Origin of the sequence: Granulicatella sp. HMSC30F09 (assembly GCF_001806915.1) — a bacterium.
Taxonomy (GTDB): domain Bacteria; phylum Bacillota; class Bacilli; order Lactobacillales; family Aerococcaceae; genus Granulicatella; species Granulicatella adiacens.
Window position 1 is genome coordinate 101,433 of the sequence record NZ_KV786410.1, and the last position, 18,347, is coordinate 119,779.

At 36.6% G+C, this 18,347-nt stretch carries 16 protein-coding genes and 1 other annotated feature; of the genes, 7 read left to right on the forward strand and 9 right to left on the reverse strand.

Annotated features, from left to right (window positions below; genetic code table 11):
• Positions 1-41: 41 nt before the first annotated feature.
• From HMPREF3103_RS01460 to yaaA, 7 genes are all read right to left on the reverse strand, one after another.
• Complete coding sequence (locus tag HMPREF3103_RS01460; protein WP_070436966.1) at positions 42-1,178, reverse strand: 5-methyltetrahydropteroyltriglutamate--homocysteine S-methyltransferase; 1,137 nt, start codon at positions 1,176-1,178, stop codon at positions 42-44.
• Positions 1,179-1,222: 44 nt separating this feature from the next.
• Positions 1,223-1,460: a binding site (T-box leader), on the reverse strand.
• A 162-nt stretch (positions 1,461-1,622) separates the two neighbouring features.
• Positions 1,623-3,266, reverse strand: coding sequence for a hypothetical protein (locus HMPREF3103_RS01465; protein WP_070436967.1), 1,644 nt, complete (start codon positions 3,264-3,266; stop codon positions 1,623-1,625).
• Complete coding sequence (locus HMPREF3103_RS01470; protein ID WP_070436968.1) at positions 3,256-3,999, reverse strand: ABC transporter ATP-binding protein; 744 nt, start codon at positions 3,997-3,999, stop codon at positions 3,256-3,258. The genes HMPREF3103_RS01465 and HMPREF3103_RS01470 overlap by 11 nt, the downstream gene beginning before the upstream one ends.
• Before the next feature lie 491 nt (positions 4,000-4,490).
• Entirely contained in the window at positions 4,491-7,070 is a 2,580-nt protein-coding gene (gyrA, locus tag HMPREF3103_RS01475; RefSeq protein WP_070436969.1) for a DNA gyrase subunit A, read from the reverse strand.
• 45 nt (positions 7,071-7,115) lie between these two features.
• A complete protein-coding gene (gene gyrB, locus HMPREF3103_RS01480) occupies positions 7,116-9,053 on the reverse strand; it encodes a DNA topoisomerase (ATP-hydrolyzing) subunit B (protein WP_070436970.1) in 1,938 nt (645 codons plus the stop codon).
• Positions 9,054-9,056: 3 nt separating this feature from the next.
• Complete coding sequence (gene recF, locus HMPREF3103_RS01485; RefSeq protein ID WP_070436971.1) at positions 9,057-10,184, reverse strand: DNA replication/repair protein RecF; 1,128 nt, start codon at positions 10,182-10,184, stop codon at positions 9,057-9,059.
• Entirely contained in the window at positions 10,181-10,435 is a 255-nt protein-coding gene (yaaA, locus tag HMPREF3103_RS01490) for a S4 domain-containing protein YaaA (protein WP_005608200.1), read from the reverse strand. Before yaaA ends, recF begins: the two co-directional genes overlap by 4 nt.
• Positions 10,436-10,790: 355 nt before the next feature.
• Between yaaA and HMPREF3103_RS01495 the strand changes: the two genes are divergently transcribed.
• Positions 10,791-11,114, forward strand: a complete 324-nt coding sequence (locus HMPREF3103_RS01495) for an Imm59 family immunity protein (RefSeq protein WP_070436972.1) — start codon at positions 10,791-10,793, stop codon at positions 11,112-11,114.
• Between the two features lie 108 nt (positions 11,115-11,222).
• Here HMPREF3103_RS01495 and dnaN read toward each other — a convergent pair whose 3' ends face one another.
• Positions 11,223-12,380 carry a DNA polymerase III subunit beta gene (gene dnaN / locus HMPREF3103_RS01500; protein ID WP_070436973.1) on the reverse strand — a complete coding sequence of 386 codons (1,158 nt, stop codon included), beginning with the start codon at positions 12,378-12,380 and terminating at the stop codon, positions 11,223-11,225.
• A gap of 173 nt (positions 12,381-12,553) precedes the next feature.
• Entirely contained in the window at positions 12,554-13,924 is a 1,371-nt protein-coding gene (dnaA, locus tag HMPREF3103_RS01505) for a chromosomal replication initiator protein DnaA (protein WP_070436974.1), read from the reverse strand.
• Positions 13,925-14,456: 532 nt separating this feature from the next.
• Here dnaA and rpmH point away from each other — a divergent pair.
• The 6 genes from rpmH to HMPREF3103_RS01535 all read left to right on the forward strand — a co-directional run bounded on the left by rpmH (position 14,457) and on the right by HMPREF3103_RS01535 (position 18,113).
• Positions 14,457-14,591, forward strand: coding sequence for a 50S ribosomal protein L34 (rpmH, locus tag HMPREF3103_RS01510; RefSeq protein WP_005608206.1), 135 nt, complete (start codon positions 14,457-14,459; stop codon positions 14,589-14,591).
• 67 nt (positions 14,592-14,658) lie between these two features.
• The gene (gene rnpA, locus HMPREF3103_RS01515; protein WP_005608208.1) at positions 14,659-15,003 is read left to right on the forward strand and encodes a ribonuclease P protein component; all 345 of its coding nucleotides are present in this window, start codon (positions 14,659-14,661) and stop codon (positions 15,001-15,003) included.
• Positions 15,004-15,063: 60 nt separating this feature from the next.
• Positions 15,064-15,876 carry a membrane protein insertase YidC gene (yidC, locus tag HMPREF3103_RS01520; protein WP_005608210.1) on the forward strand — a complete coding sequence of 271 codons (813 nt, stop codon included), beginning with the start codon at positions 15,064-15,066 and terminating at the stop codon, positions 15,874-15,876.
• Positions 15,877-15,954: 78 nt separating this feature from the next.
• Positions 15,955-16,731, forward strand: coding sequence for an RNA-binding cell elongation regulator Jag/EloR (jag, locus tag HMPREF3103_RS01525; protein WP_083278691.1), 777 nt, complete (start codon positions 15,955-15,957; stop codon positions 16,729-16,731).
• A 312-nt stretch (positions 16,732-17,043) separates the two neighbouring features.
• Complete coding sequence (locus HMPREF3103_RS01530) at positions 17,044-17,904, forward strand: helix-turn-helix domain-containing protein (protein ID WP_070436975.1); 861 nt, start codon at positions 17,044-17,046, stop codon at positions 17,902-17,904.
• A 2-nt stretch (positions 17,905-17,906) separates the two neighbouring features.
• The gene (locus HMPREF3103_RS01535) at positions 17,907-18,113 is read left to right on the forward strand and encodes a hypothetical protein (RefSeq protein WP_070436976.1); all 207 of its coding nucleotides are present in this window, start codon (positions 17,907-17,909) and stop codon (positions 18,111-18,113) included.
• Positions 18,114-18,347: the final 234 nt, after the last annotated feature.

Sequence of the window (18,347 nt, forward strand, 5' to 3'; positions counted from 1 at the left end):
TGTTTCTCCAATCTATCTTCGAATTTCTTCTTGTGGGAGGATTATTCTCCCCATACCTCACGAGCGATTTCGCTAATTAAGGCAATTTTCTTCCATTGATCGTCTTCAGTAAGGATGTTTCCTTCTTCCGTTGATGCAAATCCACATTGTGTACTTAAGTATAAGTCTTCTAGTGGAACGTATTGGCTCGCTTCTTTAATACGAGCAATGACTTCATCTTTGTCTTCTAATTTTCCTGATTTAGAAGTTAGAAGTCCTAGAACGACTTTCTTACCATTGTTTACTTTTGCGAGTGGCTTGAAGTCGCCGGCGCGGTCTGTATCGTATTCTAAGTAGTACGCATGTACGTTTTCGTCTTCGAATAATGCGTCGCTCACTGAATCATAGCCACCTGAACTTGCCCAAGTTGAGTGGAAATTACCACGGCATACGTGAGTGTTCACTGTTAAATCTTCTGGTAAGTCTTCTAGAATTCCGTTATTTAATTCTAAGAATTCACGTTTGTGTTCTCTTCTTAACTCTTCAGGTGTTAAATGACTTTCTTTTGAGATGATGTTTAAGAAGTTATCATCTACGATAACACCCCATGTACAGTCATCGATTTGTAAGAGACGGCAACCTGCATCGTATAATTCTTTAATTACTTGTCTGTAAGCAGCAATGATATCTTTAAAGAGTTCTTCTTTTGAAGGGTATACTGAGAAAGTTTGCTCAATATGCTCTGCGTCACGAATCAATTCGAAGTAGAATTGCGCTGGAGCAGGGATTGTTTGTTTTACGATGAAATCTTCATCTTCAAATTGTTTTAAGAATTTGAAGTGTTCAACGAATGGGTGATTTTCACCAGTGATTTTTCCAACGACATCTGCTGAGTCTGGTTTTGTAATTTCATCGTGGAATTGATATCCGATTTTTGCTTGCGTATGTTCCACTCCGTTTAATCCCCAGAAGAAATCTAAGTGCCAATATTGGCGACGGAATTCGCCGTCTGTGAATCCTTTTAATCCAGCTTTCTTTTGTTGTTCGACTAACTTTTCGATGGCTTTATCTTCGACGGCTGTTAATTCCTCGCGTGTAATTTCTCCTTTTGCAAATTTTTCTTTTGCTTCTACTAATTCTTTTGGACGTAAGAAACTTCCTACGTGATCGACTCTAAATGGTGCTTGTAATTTTGACATTGGACATTCCTCCTATAAATAAAAAATCCTCACAGTATCGCTACTGCAAGGACGAAATTTCGTGTTACCACCTTGTTTTGTAGAATCCTCACGAATCCTACCTTACCGAGTACGCACACTGGGTGTTATACTCTACAGCTATAATGGGCTACCCATTTACGTCTAATGATTCGACGTAAAATCACTCCGAGGCCATCTTCAAAAATTCCATTTGATCTCTTCCCACCAACCGAGACTCTCTTAGCAAATTTTCTTTTCTACTCACCTGTTCTTTGTGATGTCTTATGAACATGTCCTTAGGATAACAGAGAACAAACCGCGCTGCAATAGGTTTTCTTATACCGTTTTTCTATCATTCGTTATAACTTGAAGTTATATATCTAAAATTCCTTTTAAAATAGGTTATAAAAAAGACTTAGAGAAAATCTCTAAGTCTTAAAATCATTATTCAGAATCGACTAATTCATGTAATTTTTTCTTATAGTGGAATGTTGCGAAAATTGATAAACCGAGAATCAAGACAACATACGCAATTGTAATAATCCAAACGAAGGTGCGATTCCATTCTGGTAAGTGAATTAATAGATAAATCGCTCCGAAGATAAATCCGAAGAGAACCACGACAAAAATGATCGACTTCACTCCGCTACGCGTACGGTTTAAAAGCTCAATGACATTCGTCCAACTTGGGGTAAAGAGCTTCAAGTCTCTCGCATATCCCCAACGGCTAAGTCCTAAACTGATAATTCCCCATGAGAGAATGATACCTAAGGTCATATAAATCGGTAAACGAAGTACTGTACAAATAACTGTCATAAGAATGACTGGAATCGCAGACTGAATCGCAAAGAGAATCCAAAATTTCCGTTCCAAAAATTCATGCATATCGAATGGAAGAACTTTGAGATAATAATAGTTTTCCCGCTCGAGTGAAATTCCGACTGCTAATAAGTTATTTCCTCCTGTATTAAAGAATGCAATGAAGGTAATGAGCATCGCAAATGGTAAGAAGGTATTTAGATTTAGGAAGTCCATAAAATTAATCCCTGCTGGAGCATTCCTTAAATTAAAAACTGTTGGAAGAAGCAAGAGATATGGTAATATTCCTGCACTAATAATCGTTTGCGTTAATACAGAACCTTCCATTAATTGGCGAAGTGTATAGCGAATCATGAATTTTGTTGAAATCTTGCTGCCATCTAACTCCATTTGTTTTACACGTTCGACTTTTACTTTCGAAGAGGATGTTTGCGAAACTGCTTGATAGAAGTTTGGCAATACAATGAACTTCACGAGTAGTAAAATCGCCACAAATACTAAGAGTACTAATCCCATCATCGGATAAACGCTCAAATCGAGTGGATTTAAAATCGCATCATAGAAGGCAAGTACTGGCTTAAGGAAAAGTGGCATTTCTCCTGTTAATACAGTATTCACCACGGATTTTGACAAAATCATTTGATAACCAATAACGGCCCCGAGAGAAATCCCAAAAATTAAAACATTCGCAATCACGGATTGATATTTTCTAAAGAGCGGAATCTTCGCTAGGAAGAAGCAGAGAAGAAACATCAATACGTAAACAGTCGCATTGAGTACAAGTGCCCCGATTAAGGCAATTGGAATCGTGAGGAGGAAGTTTCCCCTTGAAAAATACACATGGATTCCAAATAGCATTACAATTGGAAGAAAACCTTGCAATGTAGCCACCACAATCGAAAGGCTCTTTCCAAGAACCACTTCTAATTCTGTAAAAGCATATGGCAAATACGATTCAAAGTCTTTACTTTCATAAAAGACATTGTAAACAGCTGGTAAAGCTTGCGAAATTAAAATCATCAAGAATAAGAAAACCGTACTTGCAAATTGAAGTGGAGGGTATGAACGTCCCGAAATTGCTCCTGGAATTCCAAATAAAGCTCCAAACATCACCGCAAATAGCAATTGTTGCATCAATGTTCTCATCGCAACATTCACGGGTTTCGATGGGTTTTTCGCTTGTTTCTTTCGATAATTTTGTAACATTGCCGGTTGAGTCGCAAAAATTAAATTGGTCTTCACCAGCGTAAGAATTCGATTAAACCGCATGTGAATCCACTCCTTCTTGTCTACCGGCTAGTGATAAGTAGATTTCTTCAAGCGTGCTATCTGGTTGTTGGCCTTTCAACTCTTGAATCGTACCATAGAAGAGTAGTTTTCCTTTTTTCAAAATGGCAATTTTATCACAAAGTTGTTCTGCTACTTCGAGTACGTGAGTAGAGAAAAGAACAGTATTGCCTTTATCGGCATGTTCGCGCATCAATTTCTTCAAATCATACGATGCTTGAGGATCTAACCCAGTCATTGGTTCATCGAGTACCCAAATATCTGGATCCGAAAGTAGGGCACCAATGACAAATACTTTTTGTCGCATCCCATGTGAGAAGGAATCAATGACTTCATAGCGATGTCCTTCAAAATCAAATAAATCTAATAAATAAGCAAGACGACTTTCTACTTCGTCTAGAGTCATGCCATAAGAAGAAGCAACTAATTCCCAGAATTCATTGGCTGTTAATCGTAGGAATAAGTCTGGGCTATCAGCTACATAGCCAATTTTTTCTTTAATCGCAAGTCGATTTGCTGAAAGTTCTTGTCCATCGACAAAAATTTCGCCACTTGTTGGATTGATGACACTTACTAGGGATTTAATGGTTGTTGATTTTCCTGCACCATTATGTCCAATCAGTCCGATGATTTTTCCACTTTCAATCGTTAAATTCAACCCATCTAAAGCGACTGTTTGTCCATATTTTTTTGAAACATTTTTAAATTCAATCATGCAAATTCCTCCTTATGCCCCTGTATATCCCTATTATATAACTAGAATCCGCATAAAAAAAGAGATTTTCTTGCCTTCAAAGAGAACTTTTTTGCTAAAAAGCTTTACATTCGATTACTACGAATCCTTACGGGTATCTTCATAATAGTGGTAATAGGGCACCGGTTCGAGCCTATGGTCTCTCACCTTTGGGAGTAAGACAGAAGAAAAAATCGGACTCACAGTGTGAGTCCGATTTTCTTCGTAGTCTTACCCCCGCAAGGCTGATTAGGATTAAGCAAATCATAAATGATGAAGCTTAATCCAATCAGCTACTGCGTCAAATTCTATAAGTTTTTTTAGTAAGGAATAACCTCCTAACTCCCTCTAAGTACAGTGGTTGAATGGTATGATTCTTCGTAATCTCAATGAGTGCTTTTGATACTCTTTTTAGCACCATAAAGAAAAAAAGAACACAAAAAGCCATCATTTGATGGCTTTTTGCTTACTTACTATTCATTTTCTTCATCGACTAATTGTTGCGCAAAATCTTTCATATTGCCTTTGATTTGGTCATCTGAAAGAGATGCAGTTGGTGTTTCTGTTGCAGCTGTTTCAGCAGTTGCCTCAGTCACCTCTTCTGTTGTTTCTTCTTCGCGGTCCACAATCGCTAATGAACTTACAATCGCATCTTGATCGAGACGCATCATACGAACTCCAAGTGCGCCACGGCCTGTTTGAGATACGTCTTCAGCATGGAATCTGATGATAACCCCTTTATTGGTCATAATCAGTAAGTCTTCGTCTCCCGTTACGGTACGTAGGCAGACAAGTGGTCCATTTTTCTCGGTAATACGAAGTGTACGAACCCCTTTACCGCCACGGCCTTTCAATGCGTATTCGCTCGCAGCTGTACGTTTTCCATATCCTTTTTCACTCACGACTAATACTTCATTATCAGGAGTTAAAATATCCATTCCAATCACATAGTCGCCGTCACGTAGAGAAACCCCACGAACACCTGAAGCAGTACGACCCATCGCACGAACTTTATCTTCATGGAAGCTTACAGCATTACCATGATAAGTTCCAAGGATAATACCATCATTTCCGCTTGTGACCACTACACGGATGAGTTCATCATCTTCGCGTAATTGGATGGCACGTAGACCATTTGTACGGATATTCTTGAATTCTGATAGACGGACACGTTTCACTGTTCCACGTAAAGTAGTGAAGAACAAGTAACGTTCTGTTTCGTCAGATTCTGGAACACTGATAATCGCTTGGATTTTCTCAGCTGAATCAATGTTTAATAAGTTGATAACCGGTAATCCTTTTGCAGTACGGCTATATTCAGGAATTTCATACCCTTTTGCTTGGTACACTTTCCCTGTATTTGTAAAGAAGAGGAGTGAATCGTGTGTTGAACATGAAATCATGTTTTCCACGTAGTCATCATCATGGACGCTCATTCCTTGAACCCCACGTCCTCCACGGCGTTGTGCCTTGAATTCAGTGTTTGCAAGACGTTTGATATATCCATTCTTCGTTAATGTAATGACGACATCTTCTTGTTCGATTAAATCTTCATCTTCAAGGCTTAATGCTTCTCCGACTAATAATTCTGTACGACGAGGATTGTCGAAACGTTGTTGGATTTCAAGAAGCTCTTGTTCGATGATTTCGTAACGAAGTTCTTCGCTCGCTAATACTTTTTCTAAGTATTGAATCGTTGCTTGTAATTCGTTGTATTCTGCATCGATTTTCTCGCGTTCTAATCCTGTTAAACGAACCATACGCATATCGAGAATCGCTTGTGCTTGTTTATCGCTTAAGCCGTATTCATTCATGAAGCGGTCTTTGGCGATATCTCCACTTGCTGAACTTCTTAAGATGGCCACAATCGCATCGATATGGTCTAAGGCGATTTGTAACCCTTCTAAAATATGAGCGCGGTCTTCCGCTTTCTTCTTATCGAATAAGCTACGACGACGAACGACTTCTTCTTGGTGATCTAAGTAGTGGCGTAAAATTTCTTTTAAGCTTAATACTTTTGGCTCTTGATTTACAATCGCAAGCATATTGAAGCCGAAGTTTGATTGTAATGGTGTTAATTTGTATAAATTATTTAATACAACGGATGCTGAAACATCTCGACGCACTTCGATTACGACACGCATACCCACACGGTCAGATTCATCGTTTAAGTAAGTGATTCCTTCGATTTTCTTTTCGTGGTGTAATTGCGCGATCCGTTCTACTAAACGCGCTTTATTCACCATATATGGTAATTCAGTGATGATGATGCGTTCTTTTCCGTTTTTCAATTCTTCGATTTGTACGCGTCCACGAACCGTAATTGATCCGCGTCCTGTTTCGTATGCACGACGAATTCCAGATTTACCTAAGACAAGTCCTCCAGTAGGGAAGTCTGGCCCAGGAAGAACTTCCATTAATTCAGTGGTTGTCACATCAGGGTTCTTCATTAATAAGTGAAGAGCAGAGATGACTTCCGCCAAGTTATGTGGTGGAATATTGGTCGCCATCCCTACGGCAATCCCTGTTGCACCGTTTACTAATAAGTTTGGAATACGTGCTGGTAATACTTCCGGTTCACGTTCTGTTGAATCGTAGTTATCACGGAAATTAATCGTATCTTTATTAATATCGCGAAGCATTTCAAGAGCAATTTTACTCATACGAGCCTCTGTATAACGCATGGCAGCGGCGCCGTCTCCATCAACAGAACCAAAGTTACCGTGACCATCAATTAATGGATAACGGTATGAGAAATCTTGTGCCATACGAACCATGGCATCGTAAATTGCAGAGTCACCGTGTGGGTGATATTTACCCATTACGTCCCCGACAATACGCGCAGATTTTTTATGCGGTTTGTCCGGTGTCACTCCAAGTTCACTCATTCCATATAAAATACGACGGTGTACTGGTTTTAATCCATCGCGTACATCTGGTAGGGCACGCGATACAATAACACTCATCGAATACTCTAGAAATGATTTACGCATGGTATGCACTAAATCAGTTGATTCAAAAGTTTCTTCAAAGTGTTTCACTTCTTCAGACATAATTCGTCTCCTTTTCTATTCTTCTCTTCAAATTCGTTTACTAGATTAGATATCTAAATCTTCCATATTGACATATTTCGCATTGCTTTCGATGAATTCACGACGTGGTTCTACACGGTCACCCATCAAGATATCTAAAATTTGATCCGCTTCTGCAGCATCTTCCACAGATACTTGTAACATTGAACGGTTTTCAGGGTTCATGGTTGTTTCCCATAATTGTTCCGCATCCATTTCCCCAAGACCTTTGTATCGTGATAATTGTGGTTTTGGATGTGCTGGTAATTCTTTTAGTTTTTCTTCTAACTCTTTATCATTTTGAATGTAGTATTCGTTTTTACCTTGTTTCAACTTGTAAAGAGGTGGTTGCGCGATATAAATATATCCAGCTTCCACTGCAGGGCGCATATAACGATAGAAAAGAGTAATGAGCAATGTACGAATGTGACTTCCATCGACATCGGCATCGGTCATGATGACTAATTTTTGGTAACGAGCTTTCGATAAATCAAAATCTCCACCAAAACCAGTTCCCATCGCTGTAAAGAGCGAACGAATTTCTTCGTTGGCTAAAATTTTATCGAGTGTTGCTTTTTCAACGTTCAAGATTTTCCCGCGGATTGGTAAAATCGCTTGGAAATGACGTGAACGTCCTTGTTTTGCTGAACCACCCGCAGAGTCTCCTTCGACGATGAATAATTCAGAAATCGTTGGGTCATTGCTTGAGCAGTCTGCTAATTTACCTGGTAAGTTTGAAATTTCTAAACCAGATTTCTTACGAGTCACTTCACGCGCACGTTTTGCAGCAAGACGTGCTTTCGAAGCTAAAATCCCTTTTTCAACAATCTTACGTGCGACTTGAGGGTTTTCCATTAAGAATTTATCGAAGTGTGTTGAAAACAGTCTATCTGTAATCGTACGAGCTTCAGAGTTTCCTAATTTCGTTTTTGTTTGTCCTTCGAATTGTGGATCAGGATGTTTGATAGAAACAACAGCCGTTAAACCTTCACGGACATCTTCACCGCTTAGTTTTTCTTCGTTTTCTTTCATCAATTTTTGACGACGCGCGTAATCATTAATCACACGTGTTAAGGCCGTCTTCATCCCTGATTCGTGAGTCCCACCTTCATAAGTGTGGATATTATTCGTGAAGCTGAGAAGGTTTGTATGGTATCCAGAAGTGTATTGCATAGCCACTTCTACTTGAATACCATCTTGTTCTCCTTCAACGTAAATTGGCTCTTCGAATAACACTTGTTTTGATTTATTAAGGTGTTCGACATAGCTCTTAATCCCGCCTTCGTAGCAGAATGATTTTCTTACTGGCTCTTCTGGTCGGAAATCCGTAATCGTTAATTTTAATCCTTTGTTCAAGAACGCTAATTCACGCACGCGGTTGGCTAATTTATCAAATTCAAAGACTGTTGTTTCTTGGAAAATTTCAGGGTCTGGTACAAAGTACACGCTCGTACCATGTTTATCAGTTGTCCCAATGATTTTTAAGTCTTCTAAAACGGCACCACGTTTATAAGATTGCTCATAAATGTTGCCATCTTTAAATACTTGAACAGTTAAGTCTGTTGAAAGAGCATTTACAACAGAAGCCCCAACCCCGTGAAGACCCCCAGAAACTTTATAGCCTCCGCCACCGAATTTACCACCGGCGTGAAGCACTGTAAATACTGTTTCTACGGCAGGACGACCTGTTTTTTCTTGAATATCGACCGGAATCCCACGTCCATCATCAGTGACACGAATATGGTTTTCTTTGGTGATTTCAATTTCAATATGAGTGGCGAATCCTGCTAAAGCCTCATCAATCGAGTTATCCACGATTTCCCATACAAGGTGATGAAGCCCAGCACTACTTGTTGAACCAATATACATCCCAGGACGTTTACGAACAGCTTCGAGTCCTTCTAATACTTGAATCTGACTGGCATCATATTGCGCAGCTAATTCAGCTTTGTTTTCTTCTGTCATATGCTAATTCTCACTCTCCGTTTTTAAAATAGTTCCTTTTTCAATCGGTATTACGACTGGTTCATTAATAAATTGTTGCTTAATCCCATCCAGGCTCGTTGTCGTAATAAAGGTTTGCACCTTATTTTCAATGGCCTTAATCAGATGGGTTTGTCTGTCATCATCGAGTTCAGAAAGTACGTCATCTAATAATAGAAGAGGATACTCACCTGTCGATAATTTCATCAATTCGATTTCCGCAAGCTTTAAACTGAGAACGGTCGAACGTTGCTGTCCTTGCGAACCGTACGTTTGAACCGGAATCTCGTTCAAATAAAAAATCAAATCGTCACGGTGCGGTCCAATCAGCGTTGTGGCTTGATCCGCCTCACGAGTTTGATTCTTCTTGAATTGATCGATATAAATTTCTTTCATTTGCGAAGGAGTTAAACCATCCTCCAGGGGAATCGTTGCTTGATACGACACCGAGAATTTCTCACGACCAAGCGATAACTGGTCATGAATCGGAATGGCTAAAGCCTCCAATTGCTTCATAAAATCGAGACGATGAAAGACGATTTTACTAGCTAACTCGCTTAACATCTCGCTTAAAACCTCTAAGTATTCGTCAGGCTGCTTTTTCTTAATCGCTAGCTGCTTCAAATACGTATTGCGTTGTTTTAAGACGCGATTATATTCCACTAAATCGTAGAGGTAGAGGGAACTCATTTGTCCAAGTTCCATATCCACGAATTTACGTCTGTTTTGCGGAGACCCTTTGACAAGCGTGAGATTCTCTGGGGCAAATAGAATAACATTTAAGTTTCCAAGGTAGGAACTCAGTCGTTTTTGCTCCAAATAATTCACTTTCGCGATTTTTCCTTTTTTAGAAAATTGCAATTCTAAATTCGTCTTTGTCGCTGTTTTTTCAACGGTCCCTTTAATCGTCGCAAAGTCTTTTTTCCATCCAATCAGTTCTTTGTCGTTTGTAGTGCGGTGGCTCTTTGTCATCGCCAAGGCATAAATCGACTCCATCAGGTTGGTTTTACCCTGTGCATTTTCACCAATAAAAACATGCACACCCTCTGTAAACTCTAGTTGGACAGATTCATAATTACGAAAGTTTTGTAATTGTAAATTAGTCAGCTTCATGCGTCATGTGTGTTCAAATCATTTTCATCCGATTTCATTTCTTTCACAATAAAAATACCCTCATCAGGTATTTCGACACGTGTATTCGGATATAATTTTCTACCACGTCGATTTTCTAACTCTCCATCTACAAAAACTGTATATTCTTGCAGGTACCATTTTGCTTGTCCGCCCGTTGTAATGACATCAATATGCTTTAAAAATTGCCCTAATGTAATGTACTCATCAGAGATCGATACGATAGTTGTCATGAACTTCCTCTTTTCTAATGGATATTGGTGAGAACTCCATTAAACTCATGCATGCTCACATATTTTTAAGTAGAATAACTCTACATTATTATACATTTTTTACAAGCTTTTCGCAAAGAAATTGCAAATTTTAGGGGGTTATTTCAATTTTGAGGCAAAAACATCAAAAAAGCCTAAAAAAACAAAAAACAAAATTTACTAGGATTTTTTTTAAAATTGAAAGTTTTGGGCCAAAAATCACCCCAAAATCGTGCTGCCCGAAATTCACTTATAAGTGAATTTCGGGAAATTAATCAGATGAAGGTTGAAATATATGCTATACTATTGACAAATAAAGCATTTCGAGGATTCTAATATGAATATTGAGCCATTAAAAAGAGAATTAGAGGAAGAAATTAAACATAGAAATTACGATTCATTGGTTTATGTATTATTTGATGAATCTAATACCACGCTATTTGCAGTACATCTTTTCTATAAAAATCATTTATTTATGGTGAATAGTAGAGATGATAGATCTTATGTTTTAGGAAAGACATTTGAATTTACAAATTTCATTGATGCAAAAGAGAAGTTTTTCAATATTTTAGACTTTATTGTTCGAGAAGGTCGTAGAGAGGTAGCTAAACACGGAAGTTATATGTATTCTTCTCCATTGTGGGATGATTATAAAAACTAAGAATCAAAAAGGAATTAGGCAGCATTCACTGCTTAATTCCTTTTTCTATACATAAAAAAACTCGAGCCTTCAAAACGAAAGCTCGAGTGAAAGTTTGATAACTTACGATTACCCGTTGAATGTACGAACAGGTGTCACTAATTGAATGAAGCTATGTGGAATACCAGAATGGTCTTCTTTTAGTTTCAATGTGAATGGACGGTTTGATTCTAAGAAGTTGATGACAGCTTCTGAAGAACCGAATAATTTCAACGCTTCTTTTAAGTAGTCAGGGTTGAATGAAATTTCAAGTGGAGCTCCTTCGAAGTTTTCCACAGCGATTTCTTCTTCAACCGTACCCACTTCAGGAGATTTACCTGTTAATAGAATGCGTTCCGGAGAAAGTGTTAATGTCGCGATATTATTTTTATCCGTATGTGACATTAATGAAGCACGTTCTACAGCTGCTACAAGTTCGCTCGCAACCACTGTAATTGAAGTGTTCGCTCCGTCGTTAATTAAACGGTCTGTATCAGGGTACATTCCTTCTAATAAACGAGAGTAGAAGGATAATGTTTCTGTTTGGAACAAGATTTGATTATCTGTAATCGCAAAATCGATTGTTTCTAATCCGTCGATGATACGAGATAATTCTAATAATGTTTTACCAGGTAATGTCATTTCAAAAGTCAATGCATCACTTCCAGCTGGCATTTGTAGTGGAATGATACGTTGGCTTAAACGGTGAGAGTCAGTTGCAACTGCTTTTAATTGGTTGTCTTTAATCACCATATGAATCCCTGTTAAGATTGGACGAGATTCTGCAGTTGAAACGGCAACCGCTGTTTGTACAATCACTTGTCTAAATAATGGTACAGGAATGGTAATCACATGATTTTTTTCGATTTCTGGTAATTGTGGATAATCCACTGCAGATAAACCATTTAATGTAAATGATGCATTACCTGCTGTAATCGTTGCTTGTAATTGATCGTTTGTTTCAATAGAGAAGAGATTTAAAGGTAATTTTTTAACGATTTCTCCAAAGAAACGAGCAGGGAGAACGATGCTACCTGGTTCTTGGACTGTTAATTGTAATTCTTCGTCTTCGATAGGTAAGAATACTTCGATAGAAACTTCTGAATCACTACCTGTTAATGTTAAACCTTCTTCACTTGCAACTAATTTAATCCCAGTTAAAATTGGAATCGTTGTTTTTGATGGAATCGCACGTTGAACATCGACTAGATTTTTTAAAAATCCTTGTCTGTTTACTGAAAATTTCATAACTTCCTCCTTTTGGATGTCCTTTTATATTTAATTTATTTATTAAAAAAATAGTAATAGTAGTAGGGGCTGTGTATTTTGTGGAAAAGTAAAGAATCCCTACAGCTCTTTCATTTTTGATTGTGGATAACTATTGTGGATAAACAGCTTGAATTTTTTGAGTTATCCACTGACTACTGATGAAGCAATCCTTTAATTTCATTAATGACTTGAGTCGTTTCACTATTTTCTTTTACTTCTAAGCTGATTTTTTCATAAGCATGAAGAACGGTTGAATGGTCTCTACCAAAGTCAGATCCAATTTTTTGTAAAGAACTTCCTGTTAATTCACGTGAAAGATACATGGCGATTTGACGAGGTTGAACCATTGTTTTCGTTCTCTTTTTCCCTTTAATATCTTCAACAGTAATATTGTAATATTTGGCAACAGCACTTTGAATATCATGAATCGATAGTAATTTCTCTTTACCACCTGGTAGGAGATTTTTCAAAGCTTCTGCGGCTAAATCTGTTGAAATATCTTCGCCAACCATCACGGAATAGGCTTGAAGACGCATTAGAGCTCCTTCCAACTCACGTACGTTTGATTGAATATGTCCTGCTACATAGCTTAGTACATCGATTGGAATATTAAATCCAAGAGATTGTGCTTTATTTTGTAAAATCGCAATCCGAGTTTCTAAGTCTGGTGGAGTAATATCCACAGGAAGACCAGAAACGAAACGAGAAACAAGTCTTTCTTGAAGTGCTTTAATTTCTGTTGGTTGTCGGTCACTAGTAAGTACGATTTGTTTTTGGTTATTGAATAAAGCATTAAAAGTATGGAAGAATTCCTCTTGTGTTGCTTCTTTTGCTGCTAAAAATTGAATATCATCGACCAGTAAAATATCCACATTGCGATAACGATTGCGGAATTCTTGTGGTGTCTTTGATCCAATGGAAGCAATCATTTCATTCATAAACTCTTCACTGGTTACATATTTAACACGTGCTGTTGGATGATTCTTCTTATAATCATTCCCAATCGCTTGCATTAAATGGGTTTTTCCAAGACCTACACCCCCATAGAAAAAGAGTGGGTTATAAGCCGTTCCAGGGTTTTCCGCTACATACCGAGCAGCAGCCGTAGCCATTTGGTTCCCTTTCCCGATAATGAATGTATCAAAAGTGTATTTTGGATTTAAATGAGAATCCTCTTCAATCACAGTTGGAGAAGGATGACTTAATCCAGTCGTTTGTGTTTCTTCTATATTACTGTTGTTCGATTGAAAAGAAGAAATCGCTGGTTCGAAATCAGACTCTGGTGTAATAAATCTAGGTTCAAATGATTGTCTGAAATAGTCGTACCCAAATTCAATAATGTCTCTTAATAAATTATCTTGCCAATATCTGGCAAATGTTTGAGAAGGGACTTTAATATAAAGAATATTTTTCTCGATACGAACAGGTTCAGCGGGTTTTATCCAATGGTTGAATGTAAACTCGGAATTTGTTTTTTCAAATTGTTCTAATAATATATCCCAAAAATCTTGAATGGAATTCATAAATGCACCTCCTTATAGTTCTAAAGATTCTAATCCAGTTAACAGTTTACCATCTTTCAATAGAGTTTTCCACAATTGGATGGAGAAAACCACAATAAATCAAAGTTTTTAATAAAATTATCCACAAAAATGTGGATAATCGATAAGATTAATAGAGAATAAACAGAGTTATACACAGAAAATTTCAAGTTATTCACATTCATTTTTATTGATTTAAAGAGATTTTAACAACTTATCCACCAGTTGTGGATAGATTTATACAAACAGAGTGTTATTTTGTGGATAAGTTGTTGAAAACTAGTGGATGAAGAGTTGTTTTTAAAAAAAGATTTCCACTATGATTGTTGATAACTAAAAAAATCGATGCAAAAATACAGTTATTTGTAGAAATTTTTAGAGAGATTATGGTATGATACTTCAGTAATTTAGCGATTAGATAGTTTATATTGACAATTCAATATTTTATATTTATAATGTACTAGACTGTCTAGGGAGACTAGATATTTCATTTACAGTAGGAGGTGCACATCGAATGAAAAGAACATATCAACCAAGCAAACGTAAACGTCAAAAAGTTCACGGATTCCGTAAACGCATGAGTACAAAAAATGGCCGTAGAGTATTAGCAAGCAGACGCCGTAAAGGTAGAAAAGTTTTAGCAGCTTAGATCACTGAACGTCTCAGTGGTCTTTTTTTTTAAAAAACATTTCGAGTGACTGGAGATATTCAAGTAGATGAAAAAATCGTATCGAGTGAAGAAAGATCGTGAATTTCAGCAGGTATTCCATAAAGGAAAATCTACAGCTAATCGACAATTTGTTATTTATAAGTTAAATAAGGAAGCACAAGCTCATTTTCGTGTGGGAATTTCAGTAAGTAAAAAGCTAGGAAATGCAGTGACAAGAAATCGTCTAAAAAGACGAATCCGTCACATTCTTATGGAACTGGATGATCAAATAACTCAAAATGCAGATTTTATTGTCATTGCTCGATCTCCCATCGTACAAATGTCTTATCAAGAAATGAAAAGCAGTATGATGCATGTTTTAAAATTAGCTACATTATTACCTAAAAATTAAGATTCCTATTATAGGTAGGAATCGTTGAAAATTAAATATTCTAAAAGGTGGGACTTTTCAGTGAAGAAAAAAAGCCAATTGATTTTATCATTAGCAGTTTTAACTTTATTTTTAGCGGCCTGTGGAACTTCTCCTGTTACGGAGTCTAGTACAGGTTTTTGGGATCGAATTGTTCTTTATAATTTATCTCAATTTATTATTTGGTTATCCGATCTATTTGGAGGAAGCTACGGGTTAGGAATTATCTTCTTTACGATTATTACTCGTTTAATTATGGTTCCTTTAATGCACTTCCAATATCAAAGCACACGTAAACAAGCAATTCTTCAACCAGAAATTAAAGCTTTACGTGAAAAATACTCTGCTAGAGACCGTGCAACACAAGAAATGCTTCAAGCAGAAATGAATGCTTTATACGAACGTGAAGGAATCAATCAATATGCTGGTTGCTTACCATTATTAATTCAATTACCTGTAATGATGGCCTTATATCAAGCAATCAGTCGTACAGAAGTCTTAAAAACAGGACACTTCTTATGGTTCCAATTAGACCAACCAGACCCATACTTCATCTTACCAGTATTAGCTGCTGTGACAACATTCATCACAACGTGGTTATCTATGAAAATGCAAGATACTGGTGGAGCCGGTAAAGCAATGATGTATTTTATGCCAGTGATGATTTTATTTATGTCACTTGGTTTAGCAAGTGCGTTATCACTATACTGGGTAGTCGGAAACGTATTTATGGTAGGTCAAACCTTACTATTAAATAATCCATTCAAATTCCAAGAAGAACAAAAAGCGATTATCGCTGAGAAAAAACGTCGTCAAAAGGCGCTTGAAAAAGCGAAGAGAAGACACGGAAAATAATTCTTATATAGAAGTCTTGTTGAAACGTCTCAATCATGAGATAATAACAATGATTTTTAAAGAGTAGGAGAGTTTACGATGACAAATACTATTAAAGTAACAGATACTTCAGTAGAAAAAGCAATTCAAAAAGGATTACGTCAATTAGGATTAACCAAAGAAGAAGTAGTTGTTGAAGTGTTATCTGAAGGTAAAAAAGGATTGTTTGGCTTTGGCCAAAAAGATGCAATAGTTGCTTTAACTCCAGTTGTTAAAGAAGAAGTTGTGGAAGAAGTTTCTACACCAGTAGTAGAAGAAACGGTTGAAGAAGTAGTAGCAGCTAAAGATGAATCTTTCGAGGAAGAATTCGAAGACGAAGAAGATGTTGAAGGTTCTGAAAATGAAGAAACAACCGTAGATCGTTTAGAAGAAGCAGCTCATGTAACCAAAGCATATTTAGAAGGAATTGCGAAAACTTATGGTGCAGAAGCAACTGTAGCAGTTGAAGTGCGCCGTGATCGTATGACATTTGTATTCGATACAGACAAACAAGGTCTTTTAATCGGAAAACATGGTAAAATTTTAAATGCTTTACAAGTGTTAGCACAAGTTTCTGTCCATCGTTTTGTTAAAGGAAGAATTTCTGTTCAAGTAGATGTTGGTGATTACCGTGCTCGTCGTAGTGAAACACTACAACAAATTGCCGAAAGAACAGCTCGTAAAGTATTAAAAACGAAACAACCTGTTTACTTAGAACCACTACCAGCATATGAAAGAAAACAAATTCATGCTGCATTAAGCAAAAATAAACGTATTTCAACTCATTCCGAAGGAAAAGAACCTCATCGTTACCTAGTTGTTGAAATCGCTGAATAGAAAATGATGAAAGCTTATGACCGTTTCAGTCATAAGCTTTTTTTTCATAATTAATGAAAGATAATAAAAGACATTTCAGAAAATATTGCTATAACAATATTTTTATGAATGGATAGGTAATATAAATCATTAGGACGAAACAAATAAAGTATAAAAAAACTTTCATAAATAGAGCTATTTCAATCATAAAAAAAGAATTATTCCTATAAATGTCCACTAAATCTAAGTTTTTCTTTTGGAGAAATTAGAAAATAAAGGTATAATAAAAATGAATATAGGGAGCATATATTTAATAAAAGATGAGGAGATATTATGGACATTCAAATTTTTGTGAATCGACGAAAAGAATTAGGTTTATCTCAAATTGAATTGAGTGAGGGTATTTGTACGCAAGCAACATTAAGTCGATTCGAAAATCACGGTCAAATCCCTTCCATGAAGATATTGACCTTACTTTGCAAAAAACTACATATGGACGTAGGGGAGTTATTTCCATCTGTAGCGATTAAAGATTCAGTTATAAACAAAAAGCTGGATAAAATCGAATTTCATATTGTAAATATGGAATATGAAGAAGCTGAAGAATTAATTCATAGTATAAATGCGGCTCATTTAACCACGCAGCAACTATGGAGATATTTATACTTAAAAGGTTTCACTCAAACCTTATTAGAAAAGGAAAGTACAGATAGCTTTTTCTACTTCAATCAATTGTTAGCAGATCATTCTGATGTGGATAATAAATATATTTTCTTAGCGTATACGGGAATCGGACTTATTTATATGAATCAGGGAGACTATGATAAGGCCGAATACTTCTTTGAAAAAGCCATCCACCAAATCGATAATCATACAATTGAATCCATTGAAGATGTCTGTCGTGTGTTAACAGTTCTATATTATGGTGGGACTTTCTATGCAAAAATTAAAGAATATGATACTAGCGATGTCTTACTAAGACGCGGAATTACAATCTGTAGTGAAAATCATGTTACATACTATTTAGCTCGTATCAAATATTTGCAAGCAGAGAACGCTTTTGTGAATGACGCCTCAAGTGAAGAAGTAAAAGAATTGATGAGAGACGCCGCAGCATTTGCCAGAGTGAATAAAAATACGGTATTATTAGAAAAAATAAAAGTATTTAAAGAACTTGTGGCGAAAGGAGAATAGGAATGTCTATTCGTCAAAAAAGAGATGATTTATTCAAAAAAGAAAAATTGGAAGTTCCAGAAGAAATCAAAGAGGAATTTCAAAACGATGAGTATGATTTAGATAGTTTTGGAGATGCATTTGTAATGATGCCAAAATTAGAAGAAGATAAGCGTCAGAAAAATCTAGAGAAAAACATTAAAAAAGAATGGTTAGAGGATTTTGAATAAATCGCTTTTGACCTGCTAAGTGAGATTAGAGACCTTGTTCTTCAAGGTCTTTTTTATTTCAAAAAAGTAGAGATAATTCCTTTTCAGAAACTTATTCATTTAGAAAGAAATTTTTAATGAAAACAGTAGCATTTTAGTTGAAATCACAAACTAGTTATGATAAATTAATATCACTGTTAAGCGAACGTTCGCTTTTAAAACCGTTTCAAAATCTTCCAAAAAGATGGATGAAAT